Origin of the sequence: Pseudarthrobacter sp. TAF60_1 (genome assembly GCF_052113505.1) — a bacterium.
GTDB lineage: Bacteria > Actinomycetota > Actinomycetes > Actinomycetales > Micrococcaceae > Arthrobacter.
Genome location: NZ_JBFRDI010000003.1, coordinates 101,307 through 120,248 on the forward strand (window position 1 = coordinate 101,307; position 18,942 = coordinate 120,248).

General features: G+C 62.9%; 17 protein-coding genes. 13 read left to right on the forward strand and 4 right to left on the reverse strand.

The window, feature by feature from the left end; all coding sequences use genetic code 11:
* The first annotated feature begins 5 nt into the window (after nucleotides 1-5).
* The 6 genes from AB4Y73_RS04035 to AB4Y73_RS04060 all read left to right on the forward strand — a co-directional run bounded on the left by AB4Y73_RS04035 (nucleotide 6) and on the right by AB4Y73_RS04060 (nucleotide 5,784).
* On the forward strand, nucleotides 6-1,106 hold the full coding sequence (locus tag AB4Y73_RS04035; RefSeq protein ID WP_441868818.1) for an ABC transporter ATP-binding protein: 1,101 nt from the start codon (nucleotides 6-8) through the stop codon (nucleotides 1,104-1,106).
* Nucleotides 1,106-1,816: an ABC transporter permease gene (locus AB4Y73_RS04040; RefSeq protein ID WP_441868821.1), complete on the forward strand. Its 711-nt coding sequence runs from the start codon at nucleotides 1,106-1,108 to the stop codon at nucleotides 1,814-1,816. The genes AB4Y73_RS04035 and AB4Y73_RS04040 overlap by 1 nt, the downstream gene beginning before the upstream one ends.
* The gene (locus tag AB4Y73_RS04045; protein ID WP_441868824.1) at nucleotides 1,813-2,565 is read left to right on the forward strand and encodes an ABC transporter permease; all 753 of its coding nucleotides are present in this window, start codon (nucleotides 1,813-1,815) and stop codon (nucleotides 2,563-2,565) included. The genes AB4Y73_RS04040 and AB4Y73_RS04045 overlap by 4 nt, the downstream gene beginning before the upstream one ends.
* Nucleotides 2,555-3,511: an ABC transporter substrate-binding protein gene (locus AB4Y73_RS04050; RefSeq protein WP_441868827.1), complete on the forward strand. Its 957-nt coding sequence runs from the start codon at nucleotides 2,555-2,557 to the stop codon at nucleotides 3,509-3,511. The genes AB4Y73_RS04045 and AB4Y73_RS04050 overlap by 11 nt, the downstream gene beginning before the upstream one ends.
* Nucleotides 3,512-3,658: 147 nt before the next feature.
* Entirely contained in the window at nucleotides 3,659-4,879 is a 1,221-nt protein-coding gene (locus tag AB4Y73_RS04055) for a pyridoxal phosphate-dependent aminotransferase (RefSeq protein ID WP_441868830.1), read from the forward strand.
* A gap of 50 nt (nucleotides 4,880-4,929) precedes the next feature.
* Nucleotides 4,930-5,784 carry a polyphosphate kinase 2 family protein gene (locus AB4Y73_RS04060; RefSeq protein ID WP_441868833.1) on the forward strand — a complete coding sequence of 285 codons (855 nt, stop codon included), beginning with the start codon at nucleotides 4,930-4,932 and terminating at the stop codon, nucleotides 5,782-5,784.
* Here AB4Y73_RS04060 and AB4Y73_RS04065 read toward each other — a convergent pair.
* Together AB4Y73_RS04065 and xseA are read right to left on the reverse strand one after the other, a co-directional pair.
* Nucleotides 5,781-5,999 carry an exodeoxyribonuclease VII small subunit gene (locus tag AB4Y73_RS04065; RefSeq protein ID WP_441868836.1) on the reverse strand — a complete coding sequence of 73 codons (219 nt, stop codon included), beginning with the start codon at nucleotides 5,997-5,999 and terminating at the stop codon, nucleotides 5,781-5,783. The two genes, AB4Y73_RS04060 and AB4Y73_RS04065, sit on opposite strands and share 4 nt — an antisense overlap.
* 26 nt (nucleotides 6,000-6,025) lie before the next feature.
* Nucleotides 6,026-7,318 carry an exodeoxyribonuclease VII large subunit gene (gene xseA / locus AB4Y73_RS04070; RefSeq protein ID WP_441868839.1) on the reverse strand — a complete coding sequence of 431 codons (1,293 nt, stop codon included), beginning with the start codon at nucleotides 7,316-7,318 and terminating at the stop codon, nucleotides 6,026-6,028.
* 188 nt (nucleotides 7,319-7,506) lie between these two features.
* On the opposite strand from xseA, the gene AB4Y73_RS04075 reads away from it, so the two are divergent.
* Nucleotides 7,507-8,358, forward strand: coding sequence for a hypothetical protein (locus AB4Y73_RS04075; RefSeq protein ID WP_441868842.1), 852 nt, complete (start codon nucleotides 7,507-7,509; stop codon nucleotides 8,356-8,358).
* A gap of 9 nt (nucleotides 8,359-8,367) precedes the next feature.
* Nucleotides 8,368-9,444 (forward strand): 4-hydroxy-3-methylbut-2-enyl diphosphate reductase, encoded by a 1,077-nt coding sequence (locus tag AB4Y73_RS04080; protein ID WP_441868845.1) that lies wholly within the window; start codon nucleotides 8,368-8,370, stop codon nucleotides 9,442-9,444.
* A 38-nt stretch (nucleotides 9,445-9,482) separates the two neighbouring features.
* Here AB4Y73_RS04080 and AB4Y73_RS04085 read toward each other — a convergent pair whose 3' ends face one another.
* A complete protein-coding gene (locus tag AB4Y73_RS04085; RefSeq protein WP_441868848.1) occupies nucleotides 9,483-10,712 on the reverse strand; it encodes a DNA recombination protein RmuC in 1,230 nt (409 codons plus the stop codon).
* Nucleotides 10,713-10,854: 142 nt separating this feature from the next.
* Between AB4Y73_RS04085 and ychF the strand changes: the two genes are divergently transcribed.
* Nucleotides 10,855-11,940 carry a redox-regulated ATPase YchF gene (ychF, locus tag AB4Y73_RS04090; RefSeq protein ID WP_441868851.1) on the forward strand — a complete coding sequence of 362 codons (1,086 nt, stop codon included), beginning with the start codon at nucleotides 10,855-10,857 and terminating at the stop codon, nucleotides 11,938-11,940.
* 61 nt (nucleotides 11,941-12,001) lie between these two features.
* Here the strand turns inward: ychF and AB4Y73_RS04095 are convergent, their stop codons facing one another.
* Nucleotides 12,002-13,051, reverse strand: a complete 1,050-nt coding sequence (locus AB4Y73_RS04095) for an LLM class flavin-dependent oxidoreductase (protein ID WP_441868854.1) — start codon at nucleotides 13,049-13,051, stop codon at nucleotides 12,002-12,004.
* 176 nt (nucleotides 13,052-13,227) lie between these two features.
* Between AB4Y73_RS04095 and AB4Y73_RS04100 the strand changes: the two genes are divergently transcribed.
* The 4 genes from AB4Y73_RS04100 to AB4Y73_RS04115 all read left to right on the forward strand — a co-directional run bounded on the left by AB4Y73_RS04100 (nucleotide 13,228) and on the right by AB4Y73_RS04115 (nucleotide 18,938).
* Entirely contained in the window at nucleotides 13,228-14,991 is a 1,764-nt protein-coding gene (locus tag AB4Y73_RS04100; protein ID WP_441868857.1) for an ABC transporter family substrate-binding protein, read from the forward strand.
* A gap of 273 nt (nucleotides 14,992-15,264) precedes the next feature.
* Entirely contained in the window at nucleotides 15,265-16,950 is a 1,686-nt protein-coding gene (locus tag AB4Y73_RS04105; protein WP_441868860.1) for a peptide ABC transporter substrate-binding protein, read from the forward strand.
* Between the two features lie 124 nt (nucleotides 16,951-17,074).
* A complete protein-coding gene (locus AB4Y73_RS04110) occupies nucleotides 17,075-18,004 on the forward strand; it encodes an ABC transporter permease (RefSeq protein ID WP_441868863.1) in 930 nt (309 codons plus the stop codon).
* Nucleotides 17,994-18,938, forward strand: coding sequence for an ABC transporter permease (locus tag AB4Y73_RS04115; protein ID WP_441868866.1), 945 nt, complete (start codon nucleotides 17,994-17,996; stop codon nucleotides 18,936-18,938). Before AB4Y73_RS04110 ends, AB4Y73_RS04115 begins: the two co-directional genes overlap by 11 nt.
* Nucleotides 18,939-18,942 lie beyond the last annotated feature (4 nt).

Here is an 18,942-nt window from a genome sequence, read left to right on the forward strand (position 1 = left end):
CGGGAATGGACCCAGCCATGATCGAGTTCAAGAGCGTCACCAAGCAGTATCAGGGCGGTAGTCCGGCCGTGGACAGCCTCACCATGTCCATCGACAAGGGATCCATCACCGTCTTCGTGGGACCGTCGGGCTGCGGAAAGACAACGTCCCTGCGGATGATCAACCGCATGGTGGAGCCGACAGCCGGCGTCATCACTGTGGACGGGCGTGACGTCACCACGGTTCCCGCCGCAGAATTGCGCAGGTCCATGGGCTACGTGATGCAGTCGTCCGGCCTCATGCCGCACCGCTCCGTGCTGGACAACATCGCCACCGTGCCCCGGCTCAACGGAGTCTCCAAGACGGAGGCCCGTAAGCGCGCCACGGAACTGCTCGACGTCGTCGGGCTGGCGTCGTCGCTCGGCAAGCGGTACCCGTCCCAGTTGTCCGGCGGCCAGCAGCAGCGCGTCGGCGTGGCCCGGGCGCTCGCAGCCGATCCGCCCATCCTGTTGATGGATGAGCCGTTCAGCGCCGTGGACCCTGTAGTACGGGACGAACTGCAGCAGGAGCTCCTGAGGCTGCAGCAGGACCTCGCCAAGACCATCGTCTTTGTGACCCACGATATTGACGAAGCAACCATTCTTGGTGACAAGGTGGCCGTGTTCGCCGTTGGCGGGAAGCTGGCCCAGTACTCCACTCCCGAGGAGATCCTGCGGGCTCCGGCGAATGATTTTGTTGCCTCCTTTGTTGGGCGGGACCGCGGCTTCCGCCACCTCGGCTTTACCACTTCCGACGCCGTTGCCATCCACCGGGTGCCTACGCTGGTGGTTCGCGGCGAACAGTTCGACGGCGACCCCGCGGCCGTGACCGACTGGCAGCTTGTGGTGGATGAGGACATGCGGCCCCTGGGCTGGGCGCGGCCGGGGACCGATACTGACCTGATCCCGGGAGGTTCCCTGTTCCATCCAGGAGAATCCCTGCGGCGCGCGCTGGACTCAGCGCTGTCCTCTCCGTCCGGGCAAGGCGTGGCCGTGGACGGCGAGGGGCGGGTCCTGGGAGCCATCAGGGCACAGGAAGTCCTGGCCGTCATCGAGGCCGCCCGGCAGGTAAGGCAGGCTGCACTCTGATGGAGTGGTTCCTGGCGAACAGCGGAATGGTCCTCGAGAGGGCGGGGCAGCACCTTGTCCTGGCGCTGATCCCGATGGTTCTGGGGCTGGTTATTTCCATTCCCTTGGCCCAGCTGGCCCGGATCCGTCCCGCGCTCAGGTCCGTCGTGGTGACGGCCAGTTCGTTGCTGTACACCATCCCGTCACTGGCACTGTTCATCATCCTTCCCTCCATCCTCGCAACGCGGATACTGGACCCCCTCAACGTCATTGTCGCGCTGACCCTCTACGCCGTGGCGCTGCTGGTCCGGGCGGCCCTTGACGCATTTGACTCCGTCGAAGAGGACCTCCGGCAGGCGGCTACCGCCATGGGCTATAAACCTTGGCTCCGCTTCGTCCAGATCGATTTGCCGCTATCCCTCCCGGTGATGTTTGCCGGGCTGCGCGTGGTCTCTGTCAGCAATATTTCGCTGGTGAGCGTCGCGGCCCTCCTGGGGGTGGGCAACCTCGGGATGCTGTTCACCGACGGACTGCAGCGGAACTTCGTCACCGAAGTGGTGGTGGGCATCCTGGCCATACTGGTGCTCGCACTGCTGATGGACGCGGTGCTGGTCCTGCTCGAGAGGCTGCTGACTCCGTGGACCCGCGCCGTCACAACGCCGGGTCCGTCGGTTCCGGTCAGCGCACAGTACGTGGCCGACGCCAGCGTCCATGCGGGGGCCGGACCATGAGCAACATCTTCACTGACACTTTTGCCTGGCTCGCTGCCCCGGCGCACTGGACCGGCAGTTCCGGCATCCCCGTGCGGCTTACCGAGCACCTCCAGTACAGCGCACTGGTGCTCGTGATTGCTGCCGTCCTGGCGGTTCCCACCGGGCTATACATCGGGCACACCGGCCGCGGGCGCGTCGTGGCAGTTGCGGTGGCCGGTGCGCTGCGCGCCCTGCCCACCTTGGGCCTGCTGGTGCTCTTCGCCCTCCTTGCCGGAAGCAGCCTGATGCCCCCGGTCTGGGCCCTGGTCATCCTGACGGTCCCGCCGCTTCTTGCCGGGACCTACGCGGGGATCGCCAGCGTGGACAGAGCCGTGGTGGATGCGGCGCGGGCCATGGGCATGACCGAACTGCAGATCCTGTTCCGGGTTGAGGTTCCCAACGGGCTGCAGGTGATGTTCGGGGGCATCCGTACCGCCGTCCTGCAGATCATCGCCACGGTCTCCGTGGTGGCGTACCTCCCGCTGGGCGGCCTGGGCCGTTACCTCTTTGACGGGCTGGTCCTGCAGGACTTCCCCCGGATGCTTGCCGGCTCGCTGCTCATTGCAGTGCTGGCAATTGTCATTGACCTGATCCTGGCCGCCGTGCAAAGAACCATTCTTTCGCCGGGCCTCAAAGCCGATCCCCGCGGTGGCCGGACGGCCACCGTTGATCTCCCAGCTGCCGCGCCTGCGCCAGCTGCTGTTCAAGGAGGTACCTATGAAAGATAACGTCCGGACAACCGTCACCCGCCGGGGCCTGGCCGGCCTGGCCGCCGGAGTCGGCCTTGCCGTAGCTCTGACGGCCTGCGGTGGCAGCAACCCGCTGGCCACGCCCAGCACCAGCGCCGCCAGCGGCGGCGGGGGCGGGTCCTTGACTGTCGGTTCCGCCGACTTCCCCGAGAGCCAGGTCATCGCGGAAATCTATGCAGGCGCGCTCAACGCTGCCGGCGTGACCGCCACCACCAAGCCGAACATCGGCTCCCGGGAAATATACGTCAAGGCTGTCCAGGACGGCTCGGTGGACCTCGTGCCGGACTACACCGGCAACCTGCTCTCCTACTTCGACGCTGCTGCCCCGCAAGTCTCAGCCGACGATGTCTACAAAGCCCTCCCCGGCAAACTCCCTGACGGATTGGCGGTCCTGGACGCGGCAAAGGCTGAAGACAAGGACGCCATGGTTGTTACAAAGGCCACGGCCGAGAAGTACCAGCTGAAGTCCATTGAGGACCTTGCCAAGGTCTGCAAGGACCTGACCATGGGGGCACCCGCCACCTTCGAGACCCGTCCCTACGGCTTCCCCGGCCTGAAGCAAAACTACGGCTGCGAAATGAAGGCGCTGAAGCCATTCAGCGACGGCGGTGGCAACCTGACCCTGCAGGCGCTGCTGACCGACGACGTCCAGGTGGCGGACATCTACACCACCACGCCGTCCATCGCGGATAACGACCTGGTAGTCCTGGCGGATCCCAAGAACAACTTCAAGGCCCAGCAGGTCCTGCCCCTCTACAACAAGGCAAAAATGACTGACAAGGCCAAAGAGGCGCTTAACAATGTTTCGCGGATCCTCACCACGGATGACCTGATCAACCTCAACCGCGCCGTCAGCGGCAGCCAGAAGCAAAACCCCAAAGACGCAGCAGCCTCCTGGCTGAAGGACAAGGGCATCGTCAAGTAGCACCTCACCTTTTGCGGTAAACCACGACGGCGGCTGCCGGACCCACGGGAGGATTCACGCGGGCCGGCCGCCGCCGTCGTACGCTGCCTCCCCTCGTGTGTCCGAGGTCTCAACGGAAGTACATCCGTCCTATGGCATATTTGATGAATGGCAGAATTCAAGCAGTCCACCAAGCTTCACAACGTCCTTTATGACATCCGTGGACCGATTCTTCAGGCCGCCCAGCAGATGGAGGCGGAGGGTCATAGGATCCTCAAACTGAACATCGGAAACCCTGCACCATTTGGATTCGAAGCGCCGGACGCCATCCTGGTGGACATGATCCGCCACCTGCCGCATGCCCAGGGATACAGCGACTCACGCGGCATCTTCTCGGCCCGCACCGCCGTCTCGCAGTACTACCAGACCCGCGGCATCCAGAACATTCACGTGGACGACATCTACCTGGGCAACGGCGTCAGCGAGCTGATCACCATGTCCCTGATGGCGCTGCTCGACGCCGGCGACGAGGTCCTGATCCCCACGCCCGACTACCCGCTATGGACCGCCTCCGTTGCCCTCGCCGGCGGCAAGCCCGTGCACTACCTCTGCGATGAGGAATCCGGCTGGCAGCCCGACCTCGAGGACATGGAAGCCAAGATCACGCCCCGGACCAAGGGCATTGTGGTGATCAACCCGAACAACCCCACGGGTGCCGTCTACCCGGAAGAGACGCTGAAGAAGATCGTGGCGCTGGCCGAAAAGCACGGCCTGGTGATCTTTGCTGACGAGATCTACGAGAAGATCCTGTACGAAGACGCCGTGCACATCAACCTGGCCGGCCTGACGGGGGACGACGTCCTCTGCCTCACCTTCAGCGGACTCTCCAAGGCCTACCGGGTGTGCGGCTACCGGGCCGGCTGGATGGCCATTTCCGGGCCCAAGAAGGATGCCGCAGACTACCTCGAGGGCATCAGCCTGCTGGCGAACATGCGCCTGTGCGCGAACGTTCCGGCCCAGCACGCCATCCAGACGGCGCTCGGCGGCTACCAGAGCATTAACGACCTGATCCTGCCGGGAGGCCGCCTGCTCGAGCAGCGCAACAAGGCCTACGACATGCTCAACGCCATTCCGGGGGTCAGTACACAGCAGGCCAGGGGTGCCATGTACCTCTTCCCGAAGCTCGATCCCGAGGTCTACCACATCCGCGACGACGAGAAATTCGTCCTGGACCTGCTGCGCGAGCAAAAAATCCTGGTCTCCCACGGCCGCGCCTTCAACTGGGTCCGCCCGGACCATTTCCGGATGGTTACCTTGCCGCTGGTGAAGGACCTCGAAGAGGCCATTAACCGCATGGCGGACTTCCTGAGCCGGTACAAAGGGAACTAGCCTGTGGTGACGCGCTTCTTGGCGCGCAGAACGATCGGGGAGGGACTGCCGTGGCCGGAATTGTCGAATTTGAGAAGCATCCTGCGGACACGCTTAAGGTGGGGAAGGGCTTTTCCCTTGCCAAAGCTGATCCTGAGGCGACTCCCGGCTACAGCGGCAATAAAGCCGATGGTGAAGCGCTTCTGGCTGATCTGGACGGGAAGCTCTCAGCTTTGCAGGAAACACTGTTCGCAGAGTCCCGGTTCGGCGGCAGGAAACGGATCCTCCTGGTGCTGCAGGCCATGGACACGGCCGGCAAAGGCGGGATCGTCAACCACGTCATGGCAACCATGGACCCGCAGGGTGTCCAGTTCAAGGCGTTCAAGGCGCCCACGGAGGAGGAGAAGTCCTACGACTTTCTCTGGCGCATTGAGAAGGCCGTCCCCGCTGCGGGCATGGTGGGCATTTTCGACCGTTCGCACTACGAGGACGTCCTCATCCACAAGGTCCACAACTGGGCGACTCCTGAGGAAATCAAGCGTAGGTACCGCGCCATCAACGAGTTTGAGCGGCGGCAGACGGATGCAGGCACCAAGATCATCAAGGTGATGCTCAACATCAGCAAGGACGAGCAAAAGGCGCGGCTTCTGGCCAGGCTGGATAACCCTGACAAGCACTGGAAATACAGCAGCGGAGATCTGAAGGAGCGGGCGTTCTGGCAGGACTACATGGACGCCTACCAGGCCGCGTTCGACGAGACCAGCAAGGACCATGCTCCTTGGTACGTTGTTCCGGCCAACAAGAAATGGTATGCCCGGATCGCCGTGCAGCAGCTCGTGTTGGGTGCGCTGACTGAGATGAAGCTCGATTGGCCCAAAGCGGAGTTCGACGTTGGGGTTGAGCGTCAGTTGGTGGAGCGCTCCTAGAGAGGCTGGTCGCGGGCGGCGGCGAGCCGCTTGCGGGCGCCCTCCAGCCACTCCTCGCAGCGCTTGGCCAGGGCTTCCCCCCGCTCCCACAGGGCCAGGGATTCCTCGAGGCTCGCGCCGCCGGCCTCCAACTTGCCCACCACCAGGACCAGTTGCTCGCGGGCTTCCTCATAGCTCAGGGCGTCGATTTCGGGATCATGCTTTGTCTCGGGCATGTACTTCTCCTTGTTAAAGTTCGCCGTTAAAGTTCGCCGGTGGATGTGGCGCCGAATTGGCCCTCGGCGACCCGCACGGACAACGCGGTTCCGCCCGGCGCCTCGGAAGGGTTGCGGACTACTGCGTGGCCGGCGGTTTCCGTGGCCCGGGCGGGCCGGCCGTCGGCGAGTTCGACCACTGCGTAGCCGCGGTCGAGGGTCTTTTGTGGGGACAGTGAGCGCACCTGGGCCTGCAGGTGCACCAGCTGGTCAGCTGCCCGGACCACAGTGGAGCTGACGGCCGCCGATGAGCGCCGCAGGAGCCGTTCGAGCTCTTCCGCGCGGACGGTGACCATCCCCTCGGGGCTGGCAAGGACCGGCCGGGAATGGAGTGAGGCGAGCCGGTCCGTCTCGCGTTCCACCAGCCTGCCGATGCACCGGCGCAGGTATTCCCGCGCCTGGCGCACGCTCGCCAGCTCTTCGGCAACGTCAGGCACGATCCGTTTGGCAGCATCGGTGGGTGTTGACGCGCGGAGGTCAGCAACGTCATCAAGAAGGGGCCGGTCGGCCTCGTGGCCGATGGCACTGACAATCGGGGTGGCCGCTGCCGCCACGGCGCGGATCAGTTCCTCGCTGTTGAACGGGAGCAGGTCCTCCAGTGCGCCGCCGCCGCGGGCGATAACAATGACGTCCACGTCCTCACGGCCGTCCAGCTCCCGAAGGGCGCGGACGATCTGGGACACCGCGGTGTTGCCCTGGACGGCGACTTCGCGGATTTCGAATTCAACAGCGGGCCAGCGTAGTGCCGCATTTTGCAGTACGTCCTTTTTGGCGTCCGAGTCGCGCCCGGTGATCAGCCCGATCCTGTGGGGGAGCATCGGAAGCGGCTTCTTCCGGGAATCGGCAAAGAGTCCTTCTGCGGCGAGGGCCTGGCGCAGGCGTTCGATGCGGGCCAGGAGGTCGCCCAGGCCAACCGGCCGGATGTCCCGTACCTGCATGTTCAGGCGCCCGGTTTTCAGCCAGAACTCCGGTTTGAGCAGGGCCACCACGCGGGAACCGCGTTCCAGCGGCATGTTCTGGCGGTCAAGGACTTTCGTCCAGACGGACGCCGGCAGCGAGACTTCGGCGTCCACGTCCCGCAGCGTCAGGTAGGCGTTGCCGCCGCGGCGGTTCATTTCGATGACCTGGCCCTCCACCCAGGCCGCCGGCGCACGGTCGATATGGACCTTGAGTTTCTGGGACAGCAGTTGCAATGGCCAGGGATTATCCGGGGTGGTCTCAGCGGCCGTGGCAGGAAGAGTCGAAGCCCCGGTGCCTGGGAGGGCAGCCTGTTCAGACATGCGCGCTGCCCCCGGAAGGTGTAGCTGGAGGCATGGCGGTCCTTTGTTCGGCGAAAGCAGGTATGGATAAGGTTGTTGGCGGCTGTCATTCAACCTTATCCATAAGCTGTAGCACCCGGGACTGACATCCGCCGTCCAGGAACCAGCCCTATGATGGCTTTGCCGCCGCCAACCAGTGAGGACCTGTTTTGCGCACCTTCGTCTCAGCCGTCGCTGCCGTTCTGGGCCTCCTGCTGTCCGCCGTGGCAATTCCCGCGATCTGGGCTGACCGCAACATCGTCCAGGAGGATGGCTTCGTGGCGCTGGCTGCACCGCTTGGCCAGGACGCCGCATTCCAGCAAAGGCTCGCGGCCGCGACCGTGGGCACCATCGACACCGGCGCCGTACCGGACGCGCTGGCCCGTCTCGTCAAGCCTGTGCTGGAAGCGGCGGCAGGATCCCTGACAGGGCTGCCCGGTTACCCTGCGGCCTGGGAGGAAACGCTGCGCAAAAGTCACCGGCTGAGCTTCGCGGATCCGGCCACACTGCCTCCCGAAGCGGATTCGTCGTCGTCCCTCACCCTGGACGTCGCACCCCTCGTGGCACTGGCGACGGGGGAGATCTCGCGCGCAACCGGGCTGCCGCTGAAAGCGCCGGAGCAAACGTTGATCAACGTTGGACAGTCGGGCCAGCGCCAGATCATCGCGGGCTTGACCGCCTATGCTCCGCTGGGCTATCCACTGGCCGTTGGGGCCGGAATCGCGTTTGTTCTGGCCTTGGTTGCCGCCCGCCGGAAATGGTCGGTGCTCTTCTGCGTGGGCTTCGGGGCCCTGGTGCTGGCCGGTCTATGGACCCTGGGCTCCACCATGGCGCGCGCCGCGGTCCTGCGGACGGCCAGCGGAAACGGGGTTGCTGACATGTTCAAGAACGAGTTTGTGGCGGCGGCTGCCAGCAGCTTCGGATCGTGGGTCACGGGAGCACTCATTGCGGGCGGTGTGCTTCTCGTTGCCGGCCTTGTGATCAGGATCGCTTCGCCGGGGCGGCGACGACCCACCCGGTAGCATGGAGGCATGACCTCCTCAGTTTCCCTTTCGATGCCAACTGTCCCGCGAAGGCGGCGCTCGCCGGAGGAAGTGTTTGCCGCAGCGCCGGTGTCGGGGCCCAAGAAGGTCCTGCTCGCAGCTCCCCGCGGCTATTGCGCGGGTGTGGACCGGGCCGTTATCGCGGTGGAAAAGGCCTTGGAGCATTATGGTCCGCCCGTGTATGTCCGCAAGCAGATTGTGCACAACGTCCACGTGGTGAGCTCGCTCGAGGCGCAGGGTGCCATCTTTGTGGATGAAACGGACGAGGTGCCGGAAGGCGCCCTTGTGATCTTCTCGGCCCATGGCGTGTCGCCGGCTGTCGTCCAATCCGCCGAGGACCGCGGCCTGCGCACTATCGACGCCACCTGCCCGCTGGTGACGAAAGTCCACAAGGAAGCCGTCAGGTTCGCCAAGGACGACTTCGATATCCTCCTGATCGGCCACGATGGTCACGAGGAAGTTGAGGGCACTGCGGGCGAAGCCCCGGAACATATCCAGATCATCAACGGCCCGCATGAAGTGGACAATGTCACGGTCCGGGATCCTGAAAAGGTCATCTGGCTCTCCCAGACCACACTGAGTGTCGACGAAACGATGGAGACCGTCCGGCTACTCAAAGAGCGGTTCCCTACGCTGCAGGATCCGCCCAGCGATGATATCTGCTACGCCACCACCAACCGTCAGGTGGCCATCAAGAAGATCTCGCCGCAGGCTGACCTGGTGATCGTGGTGGGATCAGCGAACTCGTCGAACTCGGTCCGGCTGGTTGAGGTTGCTTTGGAGTATGGTGCCAAGGCTTCCTACCGTGTGGACTTCGCCAACGAAGTGGATGAGGCCTGGTTTGAGGGCGTCGCGACAGTGGGCGTCACTTCCGGTGCTTCCGTTCCCGAAGTGCTGGTCACCGATGTCCTGCGCCTGCTTGCGGATTACGGGTACGGCTCGGTGGAGGAAGTTATCACGGCTGAAGAAGATCTGCTGTTCTCCCTGCCCAAGGAACTCCGCGCAACCCTGAAGGAAGCAGGCGACGTCAGCCGCGCCCTCGGCGGACGCCGGTCCCGCAACTGACGTGCCGCAACTGACGTGCCGCGGTTGGTCTCCCGGGTTTAGGCTGCCGCGTCATCCTGCTGAAGTTCAGGGGCGGCCAGCGACCGCGGAGTGACTTCCAGAGCTGCTGGGGTCAGCAGTCCTGACTCGTCCATCGCATTGAGCTTCCGTGCGGTGGGCAGGATCCGCGCCTCAAGGGTGCCGATCAGGGAGTTGTAACGGTCCACCGACGATTTCAGGGACGAACCCAGCTTTCCCACGTTCTCGCCCAGTGTTCCCATGCGTTCGTAAAGCTGGCGGGCGAGGTCGAACAGTTCGCGCGCATTGTCCGTCAGCACATCCTGGCGCCAGGTGAAGGCCACGGATTTGAGCACGGCCAACAACGTGCTCGGTGAGGCGAGGACTACGTTCCGTGACAGGGCGTGGTCCAGGAGCGTCGCGTCCGCCATGAGTGCCGCTGCCAGAATGGATTCCGCCGGCAGGAAGCAGATCACCAGCTCGGGGGAGTTGCCGGGGATGTCCCAGTATTTTTTATTGCTGAGCGCGTCCACGTGCGCGCGCAGGGCTTTTGCATGCGCCGCGAGCAGCGTTTGCTGGGATGCGTGGGCCTTCGCGCCCTGACCAATGGCGTTGGATTGTTCCAAACCGGACCCGGAGCCAAGTTCCTGCGCTTCAAGATATGAGGACAGCGGAACCTTGGCATCTACCACGAGCTGCTTCTGGCCCGGAAGCTGGACCACCAGGTCCGGCCTGATTGTAGAGTCGCCGCCAGCGCTGTGAACCTGTTCCAGGAAATCGACGTGCTTCAACATTCCCGATGCTTCCACTACCCGGCGCAACTGCACCTCGCCCCATTGGCCGCGGGCACTGTTGGAGCGGAGGGCGGACTCGAGGGCATGTGTGGAACGGATCAGCTGGGCATCGGATAGCCGGGCTTCCTGCAGCTGCTGCGCCAGCTGGCCGTACTGTTCCAGGCGGTCCCGCTCAAGCAGTGCCACCTGCTGCTGCACGGCCGTTAGCTTTTCCGCCACCGGCGCCAGCGCGCGCAGGACGTTGCCGTCCTGGTTGCGCGACTCTCCGAGTTCCCGGTTCTGTGCGCTGAGAAGGCGCCGCTCGGCGTCGGCCGCTGCGAACTGCGCGTTGACCTCGGAAAGGCGCGCGGAAACGGCGTCGAAGTCCTCCTCCACGGCGACGGTGCGGCGACGCAGGAGCAGATAGGTGGCGGCGGCGCCGGCGAGGGCACCGAGCAGCAGCATTAACAGGGCGAGAATCAGGGCTAAAGCATCCATAGGCTCACTGTGGCACGGCCCTCCGACATTTTCCGGAAGCGACATATTCCGTCAGTCTTTCCCGGCGCTGCCGGCACCGGTGCGCGGCCGCCGTTGGACCCGCTGGGGCCAGCATGTGCCGCAACCGGTAGAATCAGTGCTCGTGGCTCTTACTATTGGCATCGTCGGACTGCCCAACGTCGGCAAATCAACTCTTTTCAACGCACTGACCCGCAACCAGGTGTTGGCGGCGAACTATCCGTTCGCCACCATTGAACCGAACGTGGGCGTCGTGAACCTGCCGGATCCCCGGCTCAAGCAGCTTGCGGAGATCTTCGGCTCGCAGCGCCTGTTGCCTGCGCCGGTGTCGTTCGTGGACATCGCCGGTATCGTCAAGGGCGCGTCCGAGGGCGAAGGCCTGGGCAACAAGTTCCTGGCCAACATTCGCGAAGCCGAAGCCATCGCCCAGGTTGTCCGCGTGTTCGATGACCCCGATGTCATCCACGTTGATGGCAAGGTGGATCCTCGCTCGGACATGGAGACCATCAACACTGAGCTGATCCTGGCAGACCTTCAGACCATCGAAAACGCGATTCCGCGGATCGAAAAAGAAGTCAAGATCAAGAAGCGGGATGCAGCCGAGCTCGCAGCCATCAAGGCGGCGCAGACGGTCCTGGAACGCGGCGACACCATCTTCTCCTCGATCAAGAGCGACAAGCTTGAGATGGAGCACCTCAAAGAGCTCAGCCTCCTGACCGCCAAGCCCTTCATCTACGTTTTCAATGCGGACGAAGGCATCCTCGGCAGCCCGGAGAAGCAGGAAGAGCTCCGTGCCCTGGTGGCGCCTGCCGACGCTATTTTCCTCGACGCCAAGCTCGAGTCCGACCTCGTGGAGCTGGACGAGGAAGAAGCCCGCGAAATGCTGGAGATGAACGGGCAGGATGAGTCCGGCCTTGACCAGCTGGCCCGCGTCGGTTTCCACACACTCGGACTGCAGACCTACCTGACGGCCGGTCCGAAAGAGACCCGGGCGTGGACCATTCACCAGGGCGATACGGCCCCGCAGGCAGCCGGCGTGATCCACTCCGACTTCCAGCGCGGTTTCATCAAGGCCGAAGTAGTCTCGTTCGATGACCTGATTGAGGCTGGATCGATGGCCGAGGCTAAGTCCCGAGGCAAGGTCCGGATCGAAGGCAAAGAATACGTGATGGCCGACGGCGACGTGGTGGAGTTCCGCTTCAACGTCTAGCCACGCCCACGAAAATCGCGTCCCGGCACAGCCGGGGCGCGATTTTCGCGTTCAGGACCAGCTACTGCCCGGCCCGCGCCGGGCTCCATCCCAGTGCCGGACCCAATCTGGTGGCGATGTCGGTGAGGATCTGGACATAGTCCTCATGGTCGAAGCTGAAGGGGAGCGCGAACGCCACCTCGTCGACCTCCTGGAACCCCGCGTGGGCATACAGCTGTTCGGCAATCTGATCACTGGTGCCAATGAGATCGGCGGCGAACAGCATCCGTCGCGGCCCCTGCGGCATCCGGGTCCGGGGCGTGCGTTCGTCGACGTATCGCTGGTACTTTTCCCGCTGCTTCGCTGAAGCCGAATCGGTCGGGATCACTACCAGGCCTTGCGAGACCCGGGCTGGTCCGTGCGATTGGGTTGATGTTGCGGCAGCTTCACGGTAGGCGCGGATCTGTGATTGCTGGATGTCGGCAAAGTCCGGTTCCTCATGCGTTTCCGGAAAAATCACACTGCTGGAGAGCAGGTTGAATCCGTTCGCCCCGGCCCACTCGGTCGATTTCTTGCTTGCCGCCCCATACCAAAGTCGTTCACGCAGCCCGGTAGAGTGCGGCTCGACGCGGTTGGAGAATTCCTCGACGACACCCTGCTTGCCGGAAAACTCCCGGACCGGTTCCCCCGCAATCAAACGCGCAAGCCGCTCCACCCGTGCATAGCTGAAGTCCTCCAGTTCGGCGGTGTCCGGGTACAGCTCGTGCTTCACCGTGTCGAAGTGCATTGGTTCACCCACGCTCAGGCCCGGATTGATTCGCCCGCCGGCGAGCAGATCGACGGTGGCCAGATCCTCCGCCAGTCGCAAGGGGTTTTCCCAGCCCATCGGGGTTACGGCGGTTCCAAGTTCGATCCGGGAGGTGCGTTGGCTGGCAGCGGCCATGATCGCTATCGGAGAGGAGATGCCGAACTGCAGGTGGCGGTGGCGCAGCCAGGCGCTGTCGAATCCAAGCTGCTCGCCCAGTTCGATGACCTGCAGGGTCGATTCGTGACCCACGGCCGGATCCGCCGGATCGAACAGGCCAATAGTGAGGAATCCAAGCTTGCGTAACGGTTGTGAAGACTGGGGCATGTGCTTCCTTCAGGATCGGCAGAGGGCTGATCCTCATGATATGCGGCAGGCGGACCTTGCTCCTGGGCCTACTCCTGGACCGTTAGAATTCTATGAAAACAAAGTGACTCAACGGCGTGTGGCTAAAAGTACGTTCCGCTTCAACGTCTGATTCCGGAACTGGCAAAGGAGACGGCATGCCGCTGAGGCGTCTGATTCAGGTCATAACCGCGGCCGTGGCTGCGGCGCTGGTCATTTCAGGATGTTCCGGTTCCGGGGGAGCCGCGCCCGTGGTGGTGGGCGAGACCAAACGCGGCGGCAGCGTCACTGTGGCTGAGGTGAATGCCTTTACTTCCTTCAACCCGTTCAGCGCCACGGGCAACACGGATATCAACGCCAAGATCGGCAACATCACCCATTCCGGGTTCTACTACGTGGATAACACCGAAAAGGTGGTCCGCAACGAGAAGTTCGGGCGCATTGAAAAGGTGTCCGACAGGCCGCTGAAGGTGAAATACACCGTCAACGAGGGTGTGAAATGGTCCGACGGCGCCCCAATAGACGCCGGGGACCTCCTCTTGGCGTGGGCGGCGGGTTCGGGCTATTTCGACGACGCCGACGCCAAGTCCGGGACCGGCACCACCTACTTTTCCGCCGCTTCGGACAGGACCGGCCTGGCGGCCACTGCTTTCCCGGAAATTGGTAGCGACGGCCGGTCGATCACCCTCGAATACCTGTCACCGTACGCGGACTGGGAGGTGGCGTTCGACGTCGGCCTTCCGGCCCATGTTGTCGCCGCGAAAAGCGGCCTGAACGACGAAGGCGACCTCATCGAATTGCTCAGGGACTCGCCGCGCGGTGATGCCAAGCGCCCCGCGGTTAATGCCCCGCTGAAGCGCGTCAGCGATTTTTGGAACACTGGTTTCGATACCAAGACGCTGCCGCCGGACCCCGCGATGTATCTCTCCAGCGGCCCGTACATTGTCCGGGACATGAATCCGGGCGCCTCTCTGACGCTGGTCCGGAACAAGGATTACGTTTGGGGTGCTGAGCCCTATCTGGATGAGATCACCGTGCGTTTCACCGGGGCTGCCGGCGCCGCTGCTGCGGCCCTCCGCACGGGGCAGGCTGACATCGTTGCCCCGCAGCCCTCTGCCGGTACCGAGGGGCTTTTCGATGGGCTGGCTGCACAGGGAAACACCGTGGAGCGGTACAACCAGACGGGCTACGACCATCTGGATTTGAAGTTCTCCGGCCCGTTCGCCGAGAAGGACGTCCGTGCGGCGTTCCTCAAGACGGTTCCGCGGGAGGAGATTGTCAAGGACGTGGTGGGCGGCCTGGTGGATGACGCAAAACCGCTGGACTCGCACGTATTCCTTCCGTCCCATCCCAAGTACGCCGATGCCGTCAGGAACAACGGATCCGCTGAATATTCCAAGGTGGATATCCAGGGCGCTGCCTCGCAACTCCGTGGTGCTGCCCCGACAATCCGGATCCTGTATAACAAAGACAATCCCAACCGCGTACGGGCCTTTTCCCTGATCCGTGAGTCCGCCCGGGCCGCAGGCTTCACCGTTGAAGATGCAGGCCTCGGCAGTTCTGATTGGGTAGCAGCGCTCAGCAGGGGCGCCTACGACGCTGCCATCCTGGGCTGGATAGGTCCCGGGGTAGGTGTCAGCCGCGTCCCTCAAATCTTCAAGACCGGCGGAGGCAGCAACTTCACCGGGTTCTCCGACGCCGAAGCCGATAAGACCATGGAGGAACTGGCCAGCACCACGGACCTGGGAAAACAGGACGAACTGTTGGCCAACGTCGACAAACGGATATGGCAAGACGCTTACGGCCTGCCGCTCTACCAAACCACCGGAACAGTTGCGTACAGCAGCCGAGTGACCGGCATTAAACCCAGCTCCGGCCCCCTGGGCGTGTGGTGGAACGTGTGGGAGTGGCGCCTGAAATAGGCCGGGAGGGGCCTTTCCGAACGCCCTCCGCACCAGCGCCGGGGCCGATTTCGCCCTAGTCCTACCAACGAGTAGCATGTGACTTGCGCAACTTTCCGGGGCAGGCTGGTTATCAGCGGTTAACTGATTACGGTTTGGCAACGGTGTACCAGTATTTGGACTTTGTGCGGTTAGGCTACTCGTACATGGGCTGCGTCACAGGGTAAATCCGTGACAGGCCTGCCGGGGAGCAAAAGATTCCCTGAACATCTCCCACAACTCATAGGAGGCGGAATGCGTTTCACGCGCACTTCCAAAGCACTCGGCATGGTGGCGATCGCCGCCCTAGCCCTGACCGGCTGCGGCGCTGGAGGCGGCAGCAATGACGGTGCCAGCCAATCTGCCGGTGACCCCAACAAGGTCATCACCGCATACAACAGCGAACCGCAGAACCCCTTGCTGCCGGCGAACACCAATGAAACCAATGGTGGCCGCGTCATCAACCTGCTTTTCGAAGGCCTCCGCAGTTACGATCCGGACGGCAAAGCGGTCAATGCCCTTGCCGAGTCCATTGAGTCACCGGATGCCCAGAACTGGACCATCAAGGTCAAACAGGGCCAAAAGTTCACCAACGGCGAAGCAATTACTGCCAAGACGTTCGTTGACACCTGGAACTTCGCTGCCAACTCCAAGAACCTGCAGAACAACAGCTTCTTCTTCGAATCCATCGCCGGTTACGACGATGTTTCCGCGGTGACCACTGAAAAAGCCGCGGACGGCAAGACCACCACCACCCCGGCTCCCAAGGCCCAAACAATGTCTGGCCTGAAGGCCACCGACGATTCCACACTTACGGTCAAGCTGGCGCAGCCTGAAGCTGACTGGTCGCTGCGGTTGGGTTACTCGGCCTTCTACCCGTTGCCCTCCGCAGCGCTGGCCGACCCGAAGACGTACGGTGAGAACCCGGTCGGCAACGGCCCGTACAAGTTCGAAAAAACCGGCGCCTGGGTCCATGACCAGTCAATCTCTCTGGTGAAGAACCCCGACTACAGCGGTCCCCGCTCAGCTAAGAACGGCGGTGTGACCTTCAAGTTCTACACCGATCCGAGCCCCGCATACACGGACCTGCAGGCTGACAACCTCGACATCACCGACGTCCTGCCTTCAAACGCGACCAAGACTTACGCTGCAGATTTCCCGGATCGAAGCGCCACCAAGCCCGTCGCCACTAACGGCACGCTTAATATCCCGCCCTACAACCCGAACTTCCAGGGTGAAGCCGGAAAGCTGCGCCGCCAGGCCCTTTCCTACGCCATCAACCGTGAAGAGATCACCAAGGTTGTGTTCAACGGGACGCGTACTCCGGCCAAGGCCTTCGCCCCACCGGTGATCGATGGTTTCAAGGCTGACCTCAAGGGCAGCGAAGTCCTCAAGTTCGATGCCGCCAAGGCAAAGGACCTGTGGGCCCAGGCTGAAAAGATCAAGCCGTACGACGGCTCCAAGCCGCTCCAGATTGCCTCCAACACCGACGGTGGGCACAAGGAATGGATCGACGCCGTTGCCAATGGCTTCAAGAACAACCTCGGCATCCAGGCTGAGATCCAGCCGTTCGCCAAGTTCGCTGAGGTCCTCAACTTGCGCAAGTCACAGTCTCTCCCTGGCCTGACCCGCGCCGGCTGGCAGGGCGACTACCCGTCCCTGTACAACTTCCTCGGACCGGTTTGGGCCACGGGCGCATCCTCTAACTACGAGAAGTACTCGAACCCTGAGTTCGACAAGCTGCTCAAGGAGGGCCTGGCTGCCAAGTCCACGACGGAGGCGAACGACAAGTTCAACCAGGCACAGGAGATCCTCTTCCAGGACCTTCCCGGCCTGCCTCTCTGGGATTACGCAAAGCCGATTGTGTGGAGCAACCACGTTGTGAAGGCGGAGACCGGCTGGAACGGCGAAATCCTCTACTACAACATCACGGCCAAGTAGTCCAGCATCTAACTTGCCGACAGGCGAATGGGGGTCCGGTCTTCGCGACCGGCCCCCATTTGCCTGCATGGCAGGAAGGCACAAATGAACCCGTTTTCTTCGCATCAGGAAAGCCGGTGATCCTGTGGTCAGCTTCATCCTGAAACGACTTCTGCAAGTGATCCCAGTTTTCATCGGCACCACGCTTTTGGTCTACTACATGGTCTTTGCCCTCCCCGGCGACCCCATCGCGGCACTCTTCGGGGACCGCCAGCCCCCGCAGGCGGTTATCGATATCCTCCGCAGCCAGTACCACCTCGACCAGCCGTTCTGGGTCCAGTACGGACTGTTCCTGCAGAACCTCTTCACCTTCAATCTGGGCAATGACTTCACCGGTCAGCCCATTGCAGCGAGCCTTGCCCGAGCCTTCCCGGTGACGGCGATGCTTGCCACTGAGGCGCTGCTCATTCAGGCAGTTTTCGGCGTTGCCTTCGGCGTTTTCGCCGGCCTTCGCCGAGGCGGCTGGTTCGACTCCACCGTCCTGGTGGCCTCCCTCGTGGTCATTGCAGTTCCCACGTTCGTCCTCGGCTTCGTTTTCCAATTGGTTTTCGGTGTCCAACTTGGTTGGGCCAAACCCACGGTCGGTGCGAACGCGGACTGGGGCAGCCTGCTGCTACCCGCCGTGGTCCTGGGCTTGGTGTCATTTGCCTATGTGCTTCGCCTGACCCGGGCCTCGGTGAGCGAAAACATGAACGCCGACTATGTACGGACCGCCACCGCAAAGGGCCTGTCCCGGCCGCGGGTTGTGATTGCACATATCTTGCGCAACTCCTTGATACCGGTGGTAACTTACCTCGGCGCCAACCTCGGCGGCCTGATGGGCGGGGCCATCGTGACGGAAGGTATCTTCAACGTTCCCGGCGTAGGCAACAAGCTCTATCAGGCCATTTTGCGCACAGAGGGACCGACAATCGTTTCCATTGTCAGCGTGCTGGTGTTGATCTTTGTGGTGGCCAACCTGCTCGTTGATCTCCTGTATGCATGGCTAGACCCGAGGATCCGTTATGACCAGTAATAACAGCCACTTCGTGGCGCCCATCGACGAGACTCCGCTGCTTGCAACGGACGCCGTCAAAACCGACCAGGCACCACTGAGCCTATGGTCGGACGCATGGCGTAAGCTCCGCCGCCGGCCGCTGTTCATCATTTCCTCGCTCCTGATCCTGCTGCTGGTGGTCGTGGCGCTCTTCCCCGGCCTCTTTTCCTCCGTTGCACCTAACGATGGGTGCGAACTGGCCAACTCGGAAGGGGGACCCACGGCGGGCCACCCGTTCGGCTTCACGTTCCAGGGCTGTGACATCTACTCCCGCGTTGTCCACGGCACGCAGGCCTCCCTATCGGTGGGTGTGCTTTCCGTCCTGTGCGTGCTTGTTATCGGTGTCACCATCGGCGCCATCGCAGGCTACTACGGCGGGTGGGTTGACTCAGTCCTGGCCCGACTCGGTGACATCTTTTTCGCTCTCCCCCTGATATTGGGCGCGCTGATCATCACGCAGCTGCCGGTCTTCCGGGAAAACAGAAGCGTCTGGTCCGTTGTTTTCGTGATTGCCCTGCTGGCCTGGCCTCAAATGGCGCGCATCACCCGCGGAGCCGTGATCGAGGTCCGCAACGCAGACTTCGTGACCGCGGCCCGCTCGTTGGGCGTTTCGAGGTTCGGCGCGCTTGTCCGGCACGTCCTGCCGAACGCGCTGGCACCGATCATCGTCCTGGCCACCTTGGAACTGGGTGTGTTTATCGTGGCCGAAGCCACCCTGTCCTTCCTGGGCATTGGCCTCCCGCAGGGCATCATGTCCTGGGGCAATGACATCGCGGGTGCCCAGGCATCCATCCGCACCCATCCACAGATCATGCTCTACCCGGCAGCGGCGCTGTCCATCACCGTGCTGAGCTTCATCATGCTCGGTGATGCTGTCCGGGACGCGCTTGATCCGAAGAGCCGTCAGCGATGAGAGA